Source organism: Enterobacter sp. Taxon_2, from assembly GCF_058355295.1.
Genome location: NZ_CM178024.1, coordinates 2490983 through 2508423, shown reverse-complemented (window position 1 = coordinate 2508423; position 17441 = coordinate 2490983). Strand labels below are relative to the sequence as shown.

The window sequence follows — 17441 nt, the reverse complement described above, 5'->3', positions numbered from 1 at the left end:
GCACCTCTCTCTCATCGGAACCCATTTTTGTGCTGACGACTTTGATTTACCGAAGCCAGTTGAATTTATCCCGCCCGTCCACCGAACTGCGGGAGCTGGTGGATCGCGCCACGGGCCGCAACACAAAACTGGATATCACCGGTGTCCTCCTGGCAAAAGGGAATGACGTTCTGCAAATCCTCGAAGGGTCGGAAGAGAGTGTGGTCAAACTGTTCCACACCATCCGTGAGGACAAGCGGCACAGTGGAGTGGTTGAACTGATGCGGGATTATGGCCCGCGCAGACGATTCGAAAACGTCGGGATGCTGCTGTTCGATCTGCAAACGCAGTCGCCGAAAGAGGTGCTGCAGTCGGTCCTGCATTACAGCAAGCTGGATAGCTATCTGACCTCCGACGATCGGGTGTTCAAATTTATTCAGACGTTTATCATGGGCAAACGTCCGGCCCCGTCGGGCGCGCGTTACACCCCTGAAAAATGGACGCTTTCACCCGAGGCGTTACCCTTTGGCGAACATCTGGGCCTGTTTACCGGACAAACCTGCCAGTTTGCGCTGCAGCCTATTGTCGAGCCCTCGGAAGGGAAGATCAGCTCCCTTGAAGCCCTTATCCGCGGCAACGACGGCGGCAGTCCGGAGCATTTCTTCAGCACTGTCGACCCGGACAACATCTACGAAGTTGATCTCCAGACGAAAGCGTATGCCTTTGCGCTGGCGGAAAAGCTGGGCATTGGCAGCCATAAAATCGCGGTAAACCTGCTGCCCATGTCGCTGGTGAATGTCCCCGGAGCAGTGAAATTTCTGGTCGATCAGATTAAACAACATGGGCTTCAGCCGGAGCAGGTGGTCATTGAAGTCACGGAAAACGAGATGATCTCCGGGTTTAACCAGTTTAACAGCGCCATCAAGCAGCTTCGCGGTGAGGGCGTGGGTCTGGCGATCGATGATTTTGGCTCCGGATATGCGGGGCTCTCGCTGCTGACCCGGTTCCAGCCGGATAAAATTAAGATCGACCGGGAGATTGTCAGCAATATCCACCTCAGCGGCCCGAAGCAGGCGATCGTGCGCTCCATCGTCAGCTGTTGCTCCGATCTTGAAATTACCCTGGTAGCCGAAGGCATCGAGAAAATAGAAGAGTGGTGCTGGCTCGAATCTGCCGGGATCCGCCGCTTCCAGGGCTTTCTGTTTGCCCGTCCGCAGATTAATGGCGTCGGTGATATTCACTGGCCGCACCTGGTGCGTTAAGTCAATTTTCCCTCCCGTTATTTCCCCTTTGTCCAGCCTGTGCTTAAATAGCTAAAACGGTTTAACATAGTTTAGCTGAGAGGGTTACATGAAAAAAATCTGGGTACTTGGCGATGCGGTAGTGGATTTGCTGCCCGATGGAGAAGGCAGATTACTGCAGTGTCCCGGCGGCGCACCGGCAAACGTCGCGGTCGGCATTGCCCGGCTGGGCGGCCAGAGCGCCTTTATCGGCAGGGTTGGCGACGATCCTTTTGGGCGTTTTATGTCTAAGACATTAGCCGACGAGCGGGTCGACGTGAAGTATATGCGCCTTGACCCGGCGCACCGCACCTCAACGGTGGTGGTCGATCTGGATGACCACGGCGAACGCTCGTTTACCTTTATGGTGCGCCCGAGCGCCGATCTGTTTCTGGAATCTGCCGATCTGCCGACGTTCAGCGCCGGGGAGTGGCTGCACGTCTGCTCCATCGCCTTAAGCGCCGAGCCGGGCCGTTCTGCGACCTTTCAGGCGATGGCCGCCATCCGGGAGGCGGGCGGTTACGTCAGTTTCGACCCCAATATTCGCCCGGACCTCTGGCCGGATGAGAACGAACTGCGTCGCTGCCTGGAGCAGGCCCTGCAGAGCGCAGACGTGGTGAAACTCTCTGTCGAAGAGCTGGCGTTTTTAACCGGAGATGTGCAGGTAAACGTCGGTCTGGACACGCTGATGGCGCGCTGCCCGGCGCGTCTGGTGCTGGTCACCCAGGGTAAAGAGGGGGTGATCGCCTGGCATGAGGGCACTGTGAAACATTATCCGGCCACCCCCGTTCAGTGTGTCGATACAACCGGCGCGGGCGACGCCTTCGTCGCGGGGCTACTCTACGGCCTGGCCGACGGTCAGGCACTGCCTCCGGTTATCGCGCTCGCCCAGCGCTGCGGCGCGCTGGCCACCACGGCCAAAGGGGCGATGACCGCGTTGCCCTGGCAGCACGACCTGTAATTTCTCCTCTCCTGGCCGCCATCCGGCGGCCTGAATTGTCGCCTCGATCACACTTACTAAATCGGTTTAGCAAAAAAGATTGCCGATCCAAAATCCAGAGGTTTAGTATCAGCAACCTAAACCGGTTTAGCAATTTAGCACGTTTAATGACTTCTTTTAGGGATGCGACAAAATGTATAAAAAACGCAGACTTGCCGTGATGATAGGCATGCTGGCCGGAAGTACCTCTGTTTTTGCCCAAACGGATATGACAAGTATCGAAGCGCGTCTTGCCGCAATGGAGCAGCGCCTCCAGGCGGCGGAAACGCGTGCGCAGGTGGCTGAGAAGCGCGCCACCGATGCAGAACAAAAAACGCAGCAGTTGGTTGCCGCCCAGCAGCAGGCGCAAACGACGACCCAGGAGGTGGCGCAGCGCACCACCGCGCTGGAGAAGAAGGCGGATCAGACCGGCGGGTTTGAGTTCCACGGCTATGCTCGTTCTGGCCTGCTGATGAACGATGCGGCTTCCAGCAGCAAAAGCGGTCCTTATCTGACCCCGGCCGGTGAAACCGGCGGTGCGGTAGGGCGTCTGGGTAACGAAGCCGATACCTACGTGGAGCTGAATCTGGAGCACAAGCAAACCCTGGACAACGGGGCGACCACACGCTTTAAAGCGATGCTGGCCGACGGTCAGAGAACCTATAACGACTGGTCAGCCGATACCAGCGATCTCAATATTCGCCAGGCTTTCGCGGAGCTGGGCAACCTGCCTGATTTTACCGGCGCGCTGAAGGGCAGCACCTTCTGGGCGGGTAAACGCTTTGACCGCGACAACTTTGACATTCACTGGCTGGATTCCGACGTGGTGTTCCTCGCCGGTACCGGCGGCGGCGTCTATGACGTGAAATGGAGCGATTCGCTGCGCAGCAACTTCTCCATTTATGGCCGCAACTTCGGCAGCGTGGAGCAGACCGACAACAACGTTCAGAACTATATCCTCAGCATGAACCACTTCGCCGGCCCGTTCCAGCTGATGGTGAGCGGCCTGCGGGCGAAAGATAACGACGACCGTAAAGATACCAATGGCGATCTCATCAAAACGGATGCCGCCAATACCGGCGTTCATGCCCTGGTGGGTTTGCATAATGACAGCTTCTACGGCCTGCGTGAAGGGACCGCCAAAACGGCGCTGCTTTATGGACATGGGCTGGGTGCGGAGGTGAAAAGCATCGGCTCCGACGGCGCACTGCTGTCTGAGGCGGATACCTGGCGCTTCGCAAGTTACGGTGTCACGCCGATCGGCGGTGGCTGGAGCGTTGCGCCAGCCGTACTGGCACAGAGCAGTAAAGATCGCTACGTCAAGGGCGATAGCTATGAGTGGGTAACGCTCAACACTCGCCTGATTAAAGAGGTGACGCAGAACTTCGCGCTGGCGTTTGAGGGAAGCTATCAGTACATGGATTTAAATCCGGAAGGTTATAAGGACCGCAACGCTGTGAACGGCAGTTTCTACAAGCTGACCTTTGCGCCAACGTTAAAAGCGAGCAAAATCGGCGATTTCTTCAGCCGTCCGGAGCTGCGCCTGTTTGCCACCTGGATGGACTGGAGCAGCAAACTGGATCATTACGCCAGCGATGATGCCTTTGGCAGCAGCGGCTTCAACGCCGGCGGGGAATGGAACTTTGGGGTCCAGATGGAAACCTGGTTTTAACCCATCACGCTCCCGCCTGGCGGGAGCGTTTCGCACATCATAAAAAGAAGTCAGGCAGAGGTATCTATGGATTTTAATCAAATCGCCCGCGAGCTTATTCCACTGCTCGGTGGCAAGGAAAATATCGCCAGCGCGGCGCACTGCGCAACGCGTCTTCGTCTGGTACTGGTCGATGACGCGCTGGCGGATCAGCAGGCTATCGGCAAGGTCGACGGCGTGAAAGGCTGCTTCCGTAACGCCGGGCAGATGCAGGTGATTTTTGGCACGGGCGTGGTTAACAAGGTGTACGCCGCGTTTATTCAGGCGGCGGGGATCAGCGAATCCAGCAAATCGGAAGCCGCGGACCTGGCGGCGCGCAAGCTCAACCCGTTCCAGCGCATTGCCCGTCTGCTCTCCAACATCTTTGTGCCGATCATTCCCGCGATTGTGGCGTCCGGTCTGCTGATGGGCCTGCTCGGCATGGTGAAAACCTACGGCTGGGTCAATGCGGATAACGCCATCTACATCATGCTGGACATGTGCAGCTCGGCGGCGTTTATCATTCTGCCTATTCTGATTGGCTTTACCGCCGCGCGCGAATTTGGCGGTAACCCGTACCTCGGCGCGACGCTGGGCGGGATTCTGACCCACCCGGCGCTGACCAACGCCTGGGGCGTGGCCTCTGGTTTCCACACCATGAACTTCTTCGGCCTTGAGATCGCGATGATTGGCTATCAGGGTACGGTATTCCCGGTGTTGCTGGCCGTCTGGTTTATGAGCATCGTGGAGAAAAACCTGCGCCGCGCGATCCCGGATGCGTTAGACCTGATCCTGACGCCGTTCCTCACCGTCGTTATCTCCGGATTTATCGCCTTGCTGATTATCGGTCCGGCGGGGCGCGCCTTAGGGGATGGCATCTCCTTCGTTCTGAGCACGCTGATCGCCCACGCTGGCTGGCTGGCCGGGCTGCTGTTCGGCGGGCTTTACTCGGTGATTGTGATCACCGGTATTCACCACAGTTTCCACGCGATTGAAGCCGGACTGCTGGGTAACCCGTCGATTGGCGTTAACTTCCTGCTGCCGATCTGGGCCATGGCGAACGTGGCGCAGGGCGGCGCCTGTCTGGCGGTGTGGTTCAAAACCAAAGATGCCAAAATCAAAGCCATTACCTTACCGTCGGCGTTTTCTGCGATGCTGGGCATCACCGAAGCGGCCATTTTTGGTATCAACCTGCGCTTCGTTAAGCCGTTTATCGCCGCGTTGATTGGCGGCGCGGTGGGCGGGGCCTGGGTGGTCTCCGTGCATGTGTACATGACCGCTGTCGGGCTGACCGCCATTCCGGGCATGGCCATCGTGCAGGCCAGCTCGCTGCTGAACTATATTATCGGCATGGTGATTGCCTTCGGCGTGGCGTTTACCGTCTCACTGCTGCTGAAATATAAAACGGACTCTGAATAATGACGTTGCCTTCCCGCTGGCCTGCGATCCTGCAGGCCGTTATGAAAGGTCAGCCACGGGCGCTGGCGGATAGCCACTATCCGCAGTGGCACCCCGCGCCGGTGACGGGGCTGATGAACGACCCGAACGGGTTTATCTGGTTTGCCGGCCGCTATCACCTGTTCTATCAGTGGAACCCGCTGGACTGCGAGCATCGCTTTAAGTGCTGGGGGCACTGGAGCTCTGCGGACCTGGTGCACTGGCGGCATGAGCCCCTGGCGCTGATGCCCGACGAAGCGTATGACCGCAACGGCTGCTACTCCGGTAGCGCCGTGGATAACCAGGGTGTTCTGACCCTGTGCTACACCGGAAACGTCAAGTTCGATGACGGCAGCCGCACCGCCTGGCAGTGCCTGGCCGTGGAGCAGCCGGACGGGACCTTCAGGAAGCTGGGGCCGGTGCTGGCGCTGCCGGAAGGCTACACCGGCCACGTGCGCGACCCGAAGGTGTGGCAGCACGACGGGGAGTGGTGCATGGTGCTCGGCGCGCAGGATGTGCAGAAGCGCGGCAAGGTGCTGCTATTTAAATCAGCCGATTTGCACGCCTGGACGTCCTGCGGGGAGATCGCCGGTCACGGGGTTAACGGCCTGACGGATGCGGGGTATATGTGGGAGTGTCCGGACCTGTTTGCCCTCGACGGGACACATGTCCTGATCTGCTGCCCGCAGGGGCTGGCGCGCGAGCCGCATCGCTACCTCAACACCTATCCGGCCACCTGGATGAGCGGGGCGTTTGACTATGCCAGCGCCGCATTCGATCACGGCGATCTGCACGAGCTGGACGCGGGGTTTGAGTTTTACGCGCCGCAAACGACGCTGGCGGAAGATGGACGCCGCATTCTGATCGGCTGGATGGGCGTACCGGACGGGGAAGAGATGCTTCAGCCCACCCGGGCGCACGGCTGGATGCACCAGATGACCTGCCCGCGCGAACTACACTATCGCGACGGCAGGCTCTGGCAGACCCCGGCGCGCGAGCTGACGGCGCTGCGTGAAGATGAGCAGTGCTGGCAGGGGCACGCCAGCGACGCGCCGGACCTGGACGCGACGCGCCTGGAGTTTGAGCTGGGCGCATCGCATGTGAATGTCGATTTTGGCGGTGCGCTGCGTCTCACGCTCGATGAGCAGGGTATACGCCTGGAACGCGCGAGCCTGAAAACCGGTGAAACGCTGACCCGCTACTGGCAGGGCGACGTCCGTCATTTACACGTTCTGTGCGACCGTTCCAGCGTCGAAATTTTCATCAATCACGGTGAAGGGGTGATGAGCAGCCGCTATTTTCCTGACCAACCGGCCCGGGTGCGATTCGAAGGTGCGTCCGATATCACATTACGCTACTGGTCGCTGCGCGCCTGCATGATAGAATGAGGGTTTTGGCAGCCGGATCTAAGTCGTTGTGAGAAAAACAAAACGCGTCACCATTAAAGACATCGCGGAGCTGGCGGGTGTGTCAAAAGCCACCGCCAGCCTGGTCCTGAACGGGCGCAGCAAAGAGCTTCGCGTGGCGGAAGAGACGCGCGAGCGCGTGCTGGCGATTGCAAAAGAGCACCACTATCAGCCCAGCATTCATGCCCGGTCGCTGCGGGATAACCGCAGCCACACCATTGGTCTGGTGGTCCCGGAGATCACCAACTACGGTTTTGCCGTTTTTTCTCATGAGCTGGAAACGCTGTGCCGCGAGGCGGGCGTTCAGCTGCTGATCTCCTGCAGCGATGAAAACCCGGGGCAGGAGACGGTGGTGGTGAACAACATGGTGGCGCGTCAGGTGGACGGGCTGATTGTGGCCTCCAGCATGCTTAACGATGCGGACTACCACAAGCTGAGCGAGCAGCTGCCCGTTGTCCTGTTTGACCGCCACATCAACGACAGCGCGCTGCCGCTGGTGATCACCGATTCCATCACCCCGACGACCGAACTGGTGGCGGACATTGCGCGCCAGCATCCTGATGAGTTCTACTTTCTCGGCGGCCAGCCCCGCCTGTCGCCCACGCGCGACCGCCTGGAAGGGTTTAAGCAAGGGCTGCGTGAGGCCGGTGTGGAGCTGCGCCCCGAGTGGATCATTCACGGCAACTATCACCCGAGCTCCGGATACGAGATGTTTGCTGAACTCTGCGCCCGTCTGGGTCGTCCGCCGAAAGCGCTCTTCGCCGCCGCCTGCGGGCTGCTGGAAGGGGTGCTGCGCTATATGGGCCAACATAACCTGCTGCAAAGCGATATCAGGTTAGCCAGTTTTGACGATCACTACCTCTACGATTCGCTGACGATCCCGGTGGATACCATTCGCCAGGACAACCGCCAGCTGGCGTGGCACTGCTTTGATTTGATTAGCAAATTGATCGAGGGAGAGACCCCGGAACCGTTGCAACGCAAGCTGTCTGCCACCCTGCAGCGGCGCTATAAGTGAGCAATATAGCCCGGACCGATACATCAATAACTTTAATTAATTTAAGTTTTGGAAGCGCCGATAACCATAAGGAATAATTCTCCTTGAGGTATTGGTTTATGTCGTTGAAAAAGTCATCCCTGATTGTCCTGTTCTCGCTGCTTTTCTTCTTTGTTGTCAGCACCGTCACCAGCGTTGGCCTCATCATTAAAAGTAATAATTCGCTGGATAACGTCAATAAAGAGATCCAGGTTGTGCTGTCCATTATTGACCCGATCAACCATAGCCGTACACTGCGCGTTCGGGTGATGGAATATGTGAAGATGGTGGAAGCGGGCAACGCGGCGGACGGCGCTGCAAAGCTTACCGCCGTGAAAGAGGCGCTGACCAAAGCGGACCACGCCTTTGCAGCCTTTATGGCGTCGCCGCGCCTGAGCGATGAAGCGTCGCTGGTCACTGCCTATCAGGACGCCTGGCAAAACTACCGCAATCAGGGGCTGGCGCCGCTGATCGATGCCGCCGAGGCGCACGATGTCGCCAAATTTAACGCGCTGATCCCGGAAGTCTCCCGCCTCGACCGCCAGTACGAGATCGTTCTCGACCAGGTCCTTTCCGTCCACCAGAAATACGCCAAAAGCCTGAACGAAGATGCGAGCAGTAACTTCGTCTCTGGTCTGGCGATCATTGCCGCTATCGCCAGCCTGTTTGTGGTGGTGATTGTCGCCGTCAGCCTGCTGATGAAGCGCTTTGTTTTTGCGCCGGTCAACCTGGCGCGCGAGCACTGCAGCCAGATTGCGGCAGGCAAGCTGGACATTCCGGTGCCGGTGAAGGGGAGTACAGGCAACGAAATCGACCATCTGATGGGCTCGATGGAGCAGATGCGTCAGGCGCTGCTGGCGACCATCGCCCAGGTGCGCGATGCGAGCCATACCGTAACGCACGCAGCCCAGGAGATTGCCTCCGGTAATATCGACCTGGCGTCACGCACCGAGCAGCAGGCTTCGGCGTTAACCCAGACGGCGGCCAGCATGGAAGAGCTGAGCGCGACGGTGGCGAACAATACCGATAACGTGTATCAGGCCGGGAAGCTGGTGCAGGACGCTGTGAAAAATGCCCACACCGGTGAAGCGGTGACCCGTGAAGTGATCGACACGATGAATACCATCGCAGCGAACTCGAAGCGCATTGAAGACATTACCAGCGTGATTAACAGCATCGCCTTCCAGACCAACATCCTGGCGCTGAACGCGGCGGTTGAAGCGGCGCGCGCCGGCACGCAGGGCCGCGGCTTTGCGGTCGTGGCCAGTGAAGTGCGCACCCTGGCGCAGAAAAGCGCAGTGGCGGCCAAGGACATCGAAAGCCTGATCGCGCAGTCGGTCTCCAGCGTGAAAAACGGTGCGGAGCTGGTGAGCCGCTCGGGCGAGGTGATTGACTCGATCATTTCGTCAGTGAATAAAGTGAATACGCTGATGGAGCAGATCTCCGTCGCCTCCGAAGAGCAGAGCCGCGGGATCAGCCAGGTCGGGCAGGCGGTGACCGAGATGGACGGCGTGACGCAGCAGAACGCCGCGCTGGTGCAGCAGTCCGCCGCGGCAGCGGCCTCGCTGGAAGAGCAGGCTCAGCAACTTTCGCGGAGTATTTCGAGTTTTAGTTTGCCGGTGCAGGCTTGATTTGAAGCGAGGCCCCTGAGAGGGCCTCGTCGTTTACTACTTCCACCACAATTCTATAATTCTGACAGTTTTCGGCGGTGATTTTTTACATTTGTAATTACTAACATGTTTTTTTGATTTGCTATGGATCGAGGTAGCTATTCGCACATGTAGTGAACATTTTTAGTGTTCGGCAGGTCTTTTTATTAATCTATTTTTCCGGAATATGTTTGTAATTTGCTCTGTCTGAAATTACATTCTAAATAAGCAACACAAAGCAATATAGCTGTAAAATATATGGAGCTAAAATGGGTAGGCTTTCAGTAATAACACCTTTCACAGGGGCATTATCGAAAGCCACCTTCTATAAAAGTGTTCGAAGGTGGTCTTTCACTTCTCTCTATGAGGTCTGATTTTGCATTGATAACTTATAATTTACGACATGAGTGCTGGCACGATTGAATTGGTATAATGAAAACCCCCACAGAACGCTAGTGATACAATAAATGTAAGATATAAGTTTTAGCATGTTTTTTCTACTATTTACAGACTGGATTTCTTTTTCAAGCCACCATATATACGACAATCTATCATCAAGTAGCTTCGTGCATGCTATAGAGAACATTGAGTCCTTAGCGATTGAGTTCGGGATACTCTTGCAATCCTCTTTACTGTGAACGGTGGCGTTATCAATGGATCTGTTGAGTGATGTTATGATCAGCTTTTCTTTAGAAAGGTAATAACTAAATTCCTTGTAGTCGATTTTGACGAATCCATCTACAATCTTGGTTTGCTCAATCCATGCATAATTTCCCATGCAAAATATAACCAACCCCATTAAAGAGGATAAGATTAATTTCTTTTTCGACATTTTTATGGTGATGTCTCCCCATGAACTGGTAAATAAAAACCATGATGGCTTTAACACCCCCTCATTTAACCCTCTTTGTATTAGTCGCGCGTCGCTTAGGTTGGTGGTGTTAATTCCATTTGTGATTTTGAATAGTTGGACATCAAACCATTTATCATCAAGTTCTTTCATTCTTACATCTGAGTAGCCAATTGCCAGGTAGCGAAAGACAAATCTTAGTAAATTAGACATTCCGTACGCTCTATTTACAATTAATATAAATATAGCGCCATATATAAAATAGATAATAAAATCTTTGTCTTTAAAAATATCAGAGAGCATTTTGGAGCCTCAAAATTAAGTGGTAACTCATAAATCGGCAGTTTTTAGTAAAACTTTAATACCTCGAATAGGATGTGATTTATGAGTTTTGTGCTATTTTATATAATCTTGCAGTATCATTACCTTATTATCATTGATCATGTTTGATAGAGGGGCAACATCGAAAATGGGAAAGCGCAAGAGTGCTTTGATTTATGTCCTGACCGTCATTATATTTTTGCTTATTATTCCTGAGATCATTCTGCGTATATGCACGCCCGAGCAGCTTGGGCGTATCAGCGACTTCACCAGTTTAGGTGGCTTGGTAAGTCCACTCTTATCCTTGCTCATCTTCCTCGCACTGGTGTCGATCATACTGGCTGTCATCGCCATCGCATTCGTTAAGCGAATCTTTCGCAAAAAATGATGGCCTGAAGGAGACTCATAGCGCCCGCCAGCTCTAACAGCTATGAGTCCAAATCCGACAGCACAAAAAATTTTATTCACCCCAGCAATATTTCCCTCCCTCATCCGTCTACCTCATCACACGCCATAATCAGTTACTGTAAACGAGGTAAACACCATGAGAGATTTTGATATGCACGGCAGAGGTCACGGGCGCGGATTTGGTCGCCACCGTATGGGCAAGGGGTTAGTCATCGGCGCGGTGATTTTCATCGTGCTCGGCCTGCTGGTGATGACCCTGTGGAACGCCTTGCTCCCGGCCATCCTCGGCGTGAAGGCCATCGGATTCTGGCAGGCACTGGGCATTCTGGTGCTGAGCCGCATTCTGTTCGGCGGGTTAGGTTTCCGCCCGGGGATGTTTGGCGCGCACCGCCGGATGCACGAGCGCTGGATGAATATGACGCCAGAACAGCGCGAGGCGTTTATTCAGCAGCGTCGCGAAGGGTTTGGTCGCCACGGACGCGGCCACTGCGGCTGGCATGGTCATCGTGACGATAAGCGCGAAGACGCCACGCCAAAAGCGCCGGACGCAGAGTGAGCGAGATGAAAGCCGGGGAGGCAGGCGGATCCATGCTGATGTCGGCGCTCAACGCCTGTCGCGCCCGGCTGAAAGCCTTCATTCGCGGACGGACGTCCGTTCGCGATGATGCCGACGACATTTTGCAGGAAGTGACGTATCAGCTGATGAAAGTGGAGCAGCCGGTCGAAAACGTCGCCGCCTGGCTGTTCCGCGCGGCGCGTAACGAGATGACCGACCGGGCGCGTAAAAAGCGCGAGGTGTCGCTCTCCGGCTATTTTACGGGCGAAGAGGACGACGGTTTCCCGGAAGACGAGCTGGCCGAAACCCTGTTCGGCGTACCGCACACGCCGGAGGAGGAGTACCTCAAGACGCTGCTGTGGGAAGAACTGGGGCAGGCGCTGTCTGAACTTCCTCCGCCGCAGCGGGAGGCGTTTGAAAAGACCGAACTCCACGGCTACAGCATTAAGGTGCTGGCAGAGGAGACCGGCGCCAGCGAACAGGCGCTGTTATCCCGCAAGCACAAGGCGGTGCTGTTTCTGCGCACGCGGCTGCGGGACGTCTATGACGCGCTGACGGGCGAATAGCGGCGGCAGACAAAACCTTACACTTCCGGCACTTGTAGATTCATCACTATCGTTTATGATCGGGTCGTCTTGTCACTCTGGAATGTTATGCGCAACCGTCAGCTCCTCGGAAAATGGCTTTTGATTATCACCTGTCTCGCGATGGCGCTTTGCCTCGTGCAGCGTGCGGTGATGCTCAACCATTTTTTACAGGGACTGGATCCGCAGATTTCACTGAGTGCAGATGCCCCGGCTCAAACCAGCAGCACTGAACAACCCGGCCCGTCGCCGTGTCAGCTGGGCGCACACTCGCTGCTTTGCGCGCAGCCGCTGTTCTTCGACGGCGCGCTGCCGGCCATTGTTATCTTCTTCGCGCTGCTGCAGCTGTTGACGCAAGGGCGGGCATTGGCTCCTGCGGAACAGCCCGTTCAGGCACCTCCTCCCCGAATACACCTTAAAAACTGCGTTTTCCGTGAATGAAAAACATCGTCACCACACGATAATTTTTCACTGTTCACGGAGTACAACATGGTTAACCTCTTCAGGGGATTCGTCTTCCTGTGGCTGTCCTGCATCGGCATTGTCCATGCGGCAGACACCGGCTGGCTGGTTTCCCCACAAAACGATCACGCCCGCATCCGCTTTCAGGCGGAGAGGGAACAAACGCACGTTAAAGGCCTGCTCACCGTTGAGCTAAAGCCCGGCTGGAAAACCTACTGGCGATCGCCGGGCGAGGGCGGCGTGGCGCCGAAAATCAGCTGGCCGGAAGGCGTAACGGACAGCTGGTCATGGCCGGTGCCGTCGCGCTTTGATATCTCCGGCATGACCACGCAGGGCTATCACGATAAGGTGACGATCCCGATGACGCTCGACGGGGTGACGGGCGACGCGCTCGACGGGACGCTGACGCTTTCTACCTGCAGCAACGTCTGCCTGCTGACGGACTACCCGCTGCATCTCGATTTTACCCAGTCGGTGGACGAGGGCTTCCGTAGCGAGTTCGAGCAGGCGATGCGCGCCGTGCCGGGCCCATCAGGCGTGTCGTCGGATCTTTCCGCGTGGCTTTCAGGCGACAAGCTGGTGATTACCGGCACCACGGACGGGGAATGGGACAATCCGGGGATCTACTTTGACCCGCTGGAGGGTGACATTCTGCCCGGCGAGCCGGTCATTAAACACGACGGCAATACCCTTCGGGTGACGGTACCCGTGACCGACGAGTGGGGCGATAAACCCGCCTCGCTGGCAGGCAAAAGGCTGTCGTTTGTGCTGACCAACGGCGAACGGGCGCAGCAAACCACCATGACCGTTGGGACCGCGCCCGAAGAGACCTCCGTACCGGACAGCACGGGAAAAATGGTGCTCTTTGCGCTGCTGGGCGGGCTGATCCTGAACCTGATGCCCTGCGTGCTGCCGGTGATGGGCATGAAGCTTAACAGCATCCTGCTGGCGGGATCGGACAGCCGCGCCATCAGGCTACGCTTTCTGGCCACCAGCGCCGGGATCCTCACCTCCTTTATGCTGCTGGCCGGGATGGTCACCGCGCTGAAGCTGGCCGGGGCGTCGCTGGGGTGGGGCATTCAGTTCCAGAACCCGTGGTTTATCGGCCTGATGGTCACCGTGACCTTCCTGTTTGCGCTGAATCTGTTTGGGACGTTTGAAATGCTGCTGCCTTCTTCTGCCGCAGGACGGCTGGCGACGGCAGGGGGAGCGGGGATCGGCGGCAGCTTCTGCGAAGGAATGTTCGCCACGCTGCTGGCGACGCCGTGCTCCGCGCCGTTCCTCGGTACGGCGGTTGCCTTTGCCCTTGGTGCGCCGCTGAACGCCCTGTGGCTCATCTTCCTGATGCTCGGCGTGGGCATGAGCCTGCCGTGGCTGTTCGTTGCCCTGGTACCGAAAACGGCGATGCTGCTGCCGAAACCCGGCCGCTGGATGAACACGCTCAAGGTCATCCTGGGTCTGATGATGCTGGTCTCAAGCCTCTGGCTGGCGACGCTGTTGAGCGTGCATCTGGGCGAGGCGGTCAGCCAGATCGTGATGCTGGCGCTGACTGCCGCAGCGCTGGTGCTGTTCGCGCTGAAGGGGCAAAAATCCTCACCCTTGTTCTGGCTGGTGGTCATCGCGCTGTCGGCGTTCGGCGGGTATCAGCTGCGCGGTCTGCTTAACGCGCCGCCTGACGCACCGGCACAAAACGTTGCGCAAACCATCCCGTGGCAGCCGCTCAGTGAAGAGGCCATTGAGCAGGCGCTGGCGCAGGGGAAACGGGTGTTTGTAGATATCTCGGCGGACTGGTGCGTGACGTGTAAGGTGAACGAGCACCGCGTACTCAGTCAGCCGGACGTTATTGCCGCGCTGCGCCAGCCGGACGTGGTGGCCCTGCGCGGAGACTGGAGCCAGCCGTCCGCGTTTATCGCGGATTTTCTGGCGAAGCGAAACCGTTACGCCATTCCGTTTAACGCGGTGTATGGCCCCGGCCTGTCTGAAGGGGAAATCCTCTCGCCGCTGCTGGACAAGCGCACCCTGGTCACCACTCTGAACAATGCAAAAGGCTAACGGTATGATGAAAAAACTCTTTATTACGCTGCTGCTCCTGCTGGCCCCGCTTCAGGTGTTTGCTGCCCAGCCGCTGACGGCGGACCAGGAGCAGCGTGCGCAGAAGATGATCGCTGACTTCCTGTTTAACGATCCGAACTCCCCGCGCATCGGCGCGAAAAACCCAAAGCTCACCCTGGTGGTGTTTACCGACTACAACTGCCCGTACTGTAAAAAATTCGATCCGTACCTGGAGAAGATTGTCGAAAAACACCCGGACGTGGCGGTGGTCTTTAAGTTTTTACCTTTCCGCTCGGAAAGTTCGCTGACCGCCGCGCGAGACGCCTTAACGCTCTGGCGAAAAGATCCCGGGCAGTTTATGAAGCTGAACCATGCCCTGATGGCGAAAAAGGGGTACCACGATGACGCCAGCATTCAGGAGGCGCAGAGGCGGGCGGGCGTGAGCGTGACGACGCCGGACGAGGAGAGTTTGCTGACGATCAGGCGCAGCCTCATTGTGGCGGAAAAAATGGGGATCCAGGGCACGCCTGCCACGCTTATCGGCGAGGGGCTGCTGCCCGGCTGGGTGCCGTACGAACAGTTCGACGAAATGGTCAGTGACGCACTGAAAAACCGCTAACCTGAAGGGGGCGAAATGCCCCCGACAAACCGGAGAGGGAAATGAAAAAATTACTGTTACTTTCGGCGCTGGCGACGTCAGGGCTGGTACAGGCGGCTGAAGCCATACCGGATGTGGTGAAGCACTTCAGCGAGCAGCAGAATATCAAAATCATCAAGAAGCTGGATGCGCCTGGCGGGGCGCCAGCCTGGCTTGGGCAGTATCAGGATATGGGCGTGACGCTCTTTCTCACGCCGGACGGCAAGCACGTGATCTCGGGATATCTTTATGATGACAAAGGGAAGAACCTTAGCGAAGGCTATTTCCAGAAAGAGATCTACGCCCCAATGGGACGCGAAATGTGGAAGAACCTCAACGCGGCGCATCCCCTGAAGGAAGGGGCGGATAACGCCCCGCGTAAAGTCTTTGTCTTTGCCGATCCGTTCTGCCCGTACTGCAAGCAGTTCTGGGCCGAAGCGCAGCCGTGGGTCAAGGCCGGTAAGGTTCAGCTCAATACGCTGCTGGTGGCGTTCCTCAACCCCAACAGCGGGCGTAACGCCTCAGCGATTCTGAATGCGAAAGATCCGGTTGCGGCCTGGCGCGAATACGAGCTCTCCGGCGGCAAAAAACTGCCCAAGCCTGAAGGGGACGCTTCTCGCGAAACGGTTGAGATCCTACAGAAACATCAGGCACTGATGGACAGCCTGGGCGCTAACGCCACGCCGGCCATTTACTATCTGAATGCGGAAAATGAGCTGCAGCAGGTGGTGGGAATGCCGGATGCTCAGCAGCTCGAGGCGATGTTCGGGCCGAAGCCGTAAAAAACAGGCAGAAACGGGCGTTTCTGCCTGGTAATCACTTAGCTACCCCAGCGTCCACGGAGGTAGTTTACCGCCTGCTGGGTCTGCGGCTGGTTCAGGTAATCTTCCCGGAACAGGATGGTGCCGTTGACGTTGGGCAGCGAATCGTTGAGGTCGAGCTGCTTTTTCAGCTCCGGCACGCCGCCCTGAACCGTCCAGTCCGGCTCGTTTCTCGACGGCTCGCCCACTTTATAGAACGCAATGCCAATATACAGGCGAGTATGGGTCGGCTTCACGACGTCGGCCCACCATTTGGTCAGCACGTCGTAGCGCGCGGCATCCCGGGAGAAGGGCCAGTAAATCTGCGGCGCGATGTAGTCCAGCAGGCCCTGCTGCACCCACTGACGCGTATCGGCGAAGGATTCATCATAGGCCGCGGCGCCGCGTGTGTCGGAGCCTGCCGGGTCAAAGGAGCGGTTACGCCATACCCCCGCCGGGCTGACGCCAAACTCAACGTCGGGCTTTGTCTGCTTGATCGCGCGGGAGACCTGGACGATCAGCTGCTGCGTGTTGTGCCTTCGCCAGTCGGCTTTTGAGGCAAATCCCTGGCCGTACTGCCGCCAGGTCTGCGAATCATTCAGCGCGGAGCCCGGCGATTCGGCATAGAAGTAATCATCAAACTGCACGCCATCTACCGGGTAGTTCGCCACCACTTCGGTCACCACTTTGGTTATCCAGTCCCGCACCTCGGGAATGCCCGGGTCAAGCACAAAGCGGTCGCCTGAGATGCGCACCCACTCCGGATGCTGAACATAGACGCTGGACGGGGTCTGATAGGCGGTCCGGTTTAGCGCGGCGATGGTGGTCGGCTTCGTGTTGGTCGACACGCGATAGGGGTTGAACCAGGCATGGACCTTCATGCCGCGCTTGTGCGCTTCATCGAGCATAAACTGCAGCGGGTCGTATCCCGGATACTCCCCGATGTTGCCCGTCAGCATATCCGACCACGGGAGAATCTTTGATGACCAGAGAGCCGTGCTGTCCGGCTTCACCTGGAAAAACACCGTGTTGATGCCGAGGTGCTTAAGGTTGTCGAGCTTTGCGATCAGCGCCTGCTTTTGCATCGCGATGCGCTGGTCCGCGCTGCGGCCATTCACCGAGGCCACCGGGGGCCAATCGAGACGTGAGACGGTCGCCAGCCAGATGCCGCGCATCGGCTCGTTTGCCTGCGGCGTCGGTTTGCTGACGGTGGGGAGAGGGGTAACCAGCGATTTCGGTGGTTTTGAGGAGCAACTCACAAGTAAAAGCGCGCAGGCAGCCAGCGCACCGATCCGTTTTACGTGTCGCGTCATTT

Annotated in this window: 16 protein-coding genes; 14 read left to right on the top strand and 2 right to left on the bottom strand. The window is 57.3% G+C overall.

Annotated features, from left to right (window positions below):
- Positions 1 to 29: 29 nt before the first annotated feature.
- From AC4IC4_RS11885 to AC4IC4_RS11855, 7 genes are all read left to right on the top strand, one after another.
- Positions 30 to 1241 carry a diguanylate phosphodiesterase gene (locus AC4IC4_RS11885; RefSeq protein WP_491471174.1) on the top strand — a complete coding sequence of 404 codons (1212 nt, stop codon included), beginning with the start codon at positions 30 to 32 and terminating at the stop codon, positions 1239 to 1241.
- An 88-nt stretch (positions 1242 to 1329) separates the two neighbouring features.
- Positions 1330 to 2220: a fructokinase gene (gene cscK / locus AC4IC4_RS11880; protein ID WP_491471173.1), complete on the top strand. Its 891-nt coding sequence runs from the start codon at positions 1330 to 1332 to the stop codon at positions 2218 to 2220.
- 172 nt (positions 2221 to 2392) lie between these two features.
- Positions 2393 to 3910, top strand: coding sequence for a carbohydrate porin (locus AC4IC4_RS11875; protein WP_491471172.1), 1518 nt, complete (start codon positions 2393 to 2395; stop codon positions 3908 to 3910).
- 66 nt (positions 3911 to 3976) lie between these two features.
- Positions 3977 to 5347: a sucrose-specific PTS transporter subunit IIBC gene (locus tag AC4IC4_RS11870; RefSeq protein ID WP_024909534.1), complete on the top strand. Its 1371-nt coding sequence runs from the start codon at positions 3977 to 3979 to the stop codon at positions 5345 to 5347.
- Positions 5347 to 6753, top strand: coding sequence for a sucrose-6-phosphate hydrolase (locus AC4IC4_RS11865; RefSeq protein WP_491471171.1), 1407 nt, complete (start codon positions 5347 to 5349; stop codon positions 6751 to 6753). The genes AC4IC4_RS11870 and AC4IC4_RS11865 overlap by 1 nt, the downstream gene beginning before the upstream one ends.
- A 28-nt stretch (positions 6754 to 6781) precedes the next feature.
- Entirely contained in the window at positions 6782 to 7789 is a 1008-nt protein-coding gene (locus AC4IC4_RS11860; protein ID WP_048992344.1) for a LacI family DNA-binding transcriptional regulator, read from the top strand.
- A 98-nt stretch (positions 7790 to 7887) separates the two neighbouring features.
- Positions 7888 to 9438, top strand: coding sequence for a methyl-accepting chemotaxis protein (locus tag AC4IC4_RS11855; RefSeq protein WP_048992346.1), 1551 nt, complete (start codon positions 7888 to 7890; stop codon positions 9436 to 9438).
- A gap of 379 nt (positions 9439 to 9817) precedes the next feature.
- Here the strand turns inward: AC4IC4_RS11855 and AC4IC4_RS11850 are convergent, their stop codons facing one another.
- On the bottom strand, positions 9818 to 10609 hold the full coding sequence (locus AC4IC4_RS11850) for a hypothetical protein (RefSeq protein WP_491471170.1): 792 nt from the start codon (positions 10607 to 10609) through the stop codon (positions 9818 to 9820).
- A 166-nt stretch (positions 10610 to 10775) separates the two neighbouring features.
- On the opposite strand from AC4IC4_RS11850, the gene AC4IC4_RS11845 reads away from it, so the two are divergent.
- The 7 genes from AC4IC4_RS11845 (at position 10776) to dsbG (ending at position 16108) form a co-directional block, all read left to right on the top strand.
- On the top strand, positions 10776 to 11015 hold the full coding sequence (locus AC4IC4_RS11845) for a hypothetical protein (RefSeq protein ID WP_491471169.1): 240 nt from the start codon (positions 10776 to 10778) through the stop codon (positions 11013 to 11015).
- Between the two features lie 156 nt (positions 11016 to 11171).
- Positions 11172 to 11591, top strand: a complete 420-nt coding sequence (locus tag AC4IC4_RS11840; protein ID WP_491471168.1) for a hypothetical protein — start codon at positions 11172 to 11174, stop codon at positions 11589 to 11591.
- Between the two features lie 5 nt (positions 11592 to 11596).
- On the top strand, positions 11597 to 12157 hold the full coding sequence (locus AC4IC4_RS11835) for an RNA polymerase sigma factor (protein WP_491472820.1): 561 nt from the start codon (positions 11597 to 11599) through the stop codon (positions 12155 to 12157).
- Between the two features lie 87 nt (positions 12158 to 12244).
- Positions 12245 to 12616 carry a hypothetical protein gene (locus AC4IC4_RS11830; protein ID WP_407858574.1) on the top strand — a complete coding sequence of 124 codons (372 nt, stop codon included), beginning with the start codon at positions 12245 to 12247 and terminating at the stop codon, positions 12614 to 12616.
- A 48-nt stretch (positions 12617 to 12664) separates the two neighbouring features.
- Positions 12665 to 14689, top strand: coding sequence for a protein-disulfide reductase DsbD family protein (locus AC4IC4_RS11825; RefSeq protein WP_491471167.1), 2025 nt, complete (start codon positions 12665 to 12667; stop codon positions 14687 to 14689).
- A 7-nt stretch (positions 14690 to 14696) separates the two neighbouring features.
- Positions 14697 to 15308 (top strand): DsbA family protein, encoded by a 612-nt coding sequence (locus tag AC4IC4_RS11820; protein ID WP_491472819.1) that lies wholly within the window; start codon positions 14697 to 14699, stop codon positions 15306 to 15308.
- Positions 15309 to 15349: 41 nt separating this feature from the next.
- The gene (gene dsbG, locus AC4IC4_RS11815; protein ID WP_032647330.1) at positions 15350 to 16108 is read left to right on the top strand and encodes a thiol:disulfide interchange protein DsbG; all 759 of its coding nucleotides are present in this window, start codon (positions 15350 to 15352) and stop codon (positions 16106 to 16108) included.
- 38 nt (positions 16109 to 16146) lie between these two features.
- Here the strand turns inward: dsbG and AC4IC4_RS11810 are convergent, their stop codons facing one another.
- The gene (locus AC4IC4_RS11810; protein WP_491471166.1) at positions 16147 to 17439 is read right to left on the bottom strand and encodes a glycoside hydrolase family 10-like protein; all 1293 of its coding nucleotides are present in this window, start codon (positions 17437 to 17439) and stop codon (positions 16147 to 16149) included.
- Positions 17440 to 17441: the final 2 nt, after the last annotated feature.

Excerpts from the sequence above, each read along its gene's own strand:
- AC4IC4_RS11830 (WP_407858574.1), top strand. The coding sequence starts at position 12,245 with ATGCGCAACCGTCAGCTCCTCGGAAAATGGCTTTTGATTATCACCTGT.
- AC4IC4_RS11875 (WP_491471172.1), top strand. The coding sequence starts at position 2,393 with ATGTATAAAAAACGCAGACTTGCCGTGATGATAGGCATGCTGGCCGGA.
- AC4IC4_RS11870 (WP_024909534.1), top strand. The coding sequence starts at position 3,977 with ATGGATTTTAATCAAATCGCCCGCGAGCTTATTCCACTGCTCGGTGGC.
- AC4IC4_RS11840 (WP_491471168.1), top strand. The coding sequence starts at position 11,172 with ATGAGAGATTTTGATATGCACGGCAGAGGTCACGGGCGCGGATTTGGT.
- AC4IC4_RS11825 (WP_491471167.1), top strand. The coding sequence starts at position 12,665 with ATGGTTAACCTCTTCAGGGGATTCGTCTTCCTGTGGCTGTCCTGCATC.
- dsbG (WP_032647330.1), top strand. The coding sequence starts at position 15,350 with ATGAAAAAATTACTGTTACTTTCGGCGCTGGCGACGTCAGGGCTGGTA.
- AC4IC4_RS11820 (WP_491472819.1), top strand. The coding sequence starts at position 14,697 with ATGAAAAAACTCTTTATTACGCTGCTGCTCCTGCTGGCCCCGCTTCAG.
- AC4IC4_RS11810 (WP_491471166.1), bottom strand. The coding sequence starts at position 17,439 with ATGACGCGACACGTAAAACGGATCGGTGCGCTGGCTGCCTGCGCGCTT.
- AC4IC4_RS11865 (WP_491471171.1), top strand. The coding sequence starts at position 5,347 with ATGACGTTGCCTTCCCGCTGGCCTGCGATCCTGCAGGCCGTTATGAAA.
- AC4IC4_RS11835 (WP_491472820.1), top strand. The coding sequence starts at position 11,597 with ATGAAAGCCGGGGAGGCAGGCGGATCCATGCTGATGTCGGCGCTCAAC.
- AC4IC4_RS11850 (WP_491471170.1), bottom strand. The coding sequence starts at position 10,609 with ATGCTCTCTGATATTTTTAAAGACAAAGATTTTATTATCTATTTTATA.
- AC4IC4_RS11845 (WP_491471169.1), top strand. The coding sequence starts at position 10,776 with ATGGGAAAGCGCAAGAGTGCTTTGATTTATGTCCTGACCGTCATTATA.
- cscK (WP_491471173.1), top strand. The coding sequence starts at position 1,330 with ATGAAAAAAATCTGGGTACTTGGCGATGCGGTAGTGGATTTGCTGCCC.
- AC4IC4_RS11855 (WP_048992346.1), top strand. The coding sequence starts at position 7,888 with ATGTCGTTGAAAAAGTCATCCCTGATTGTCCTGTTCTCGCTGCTTTTC.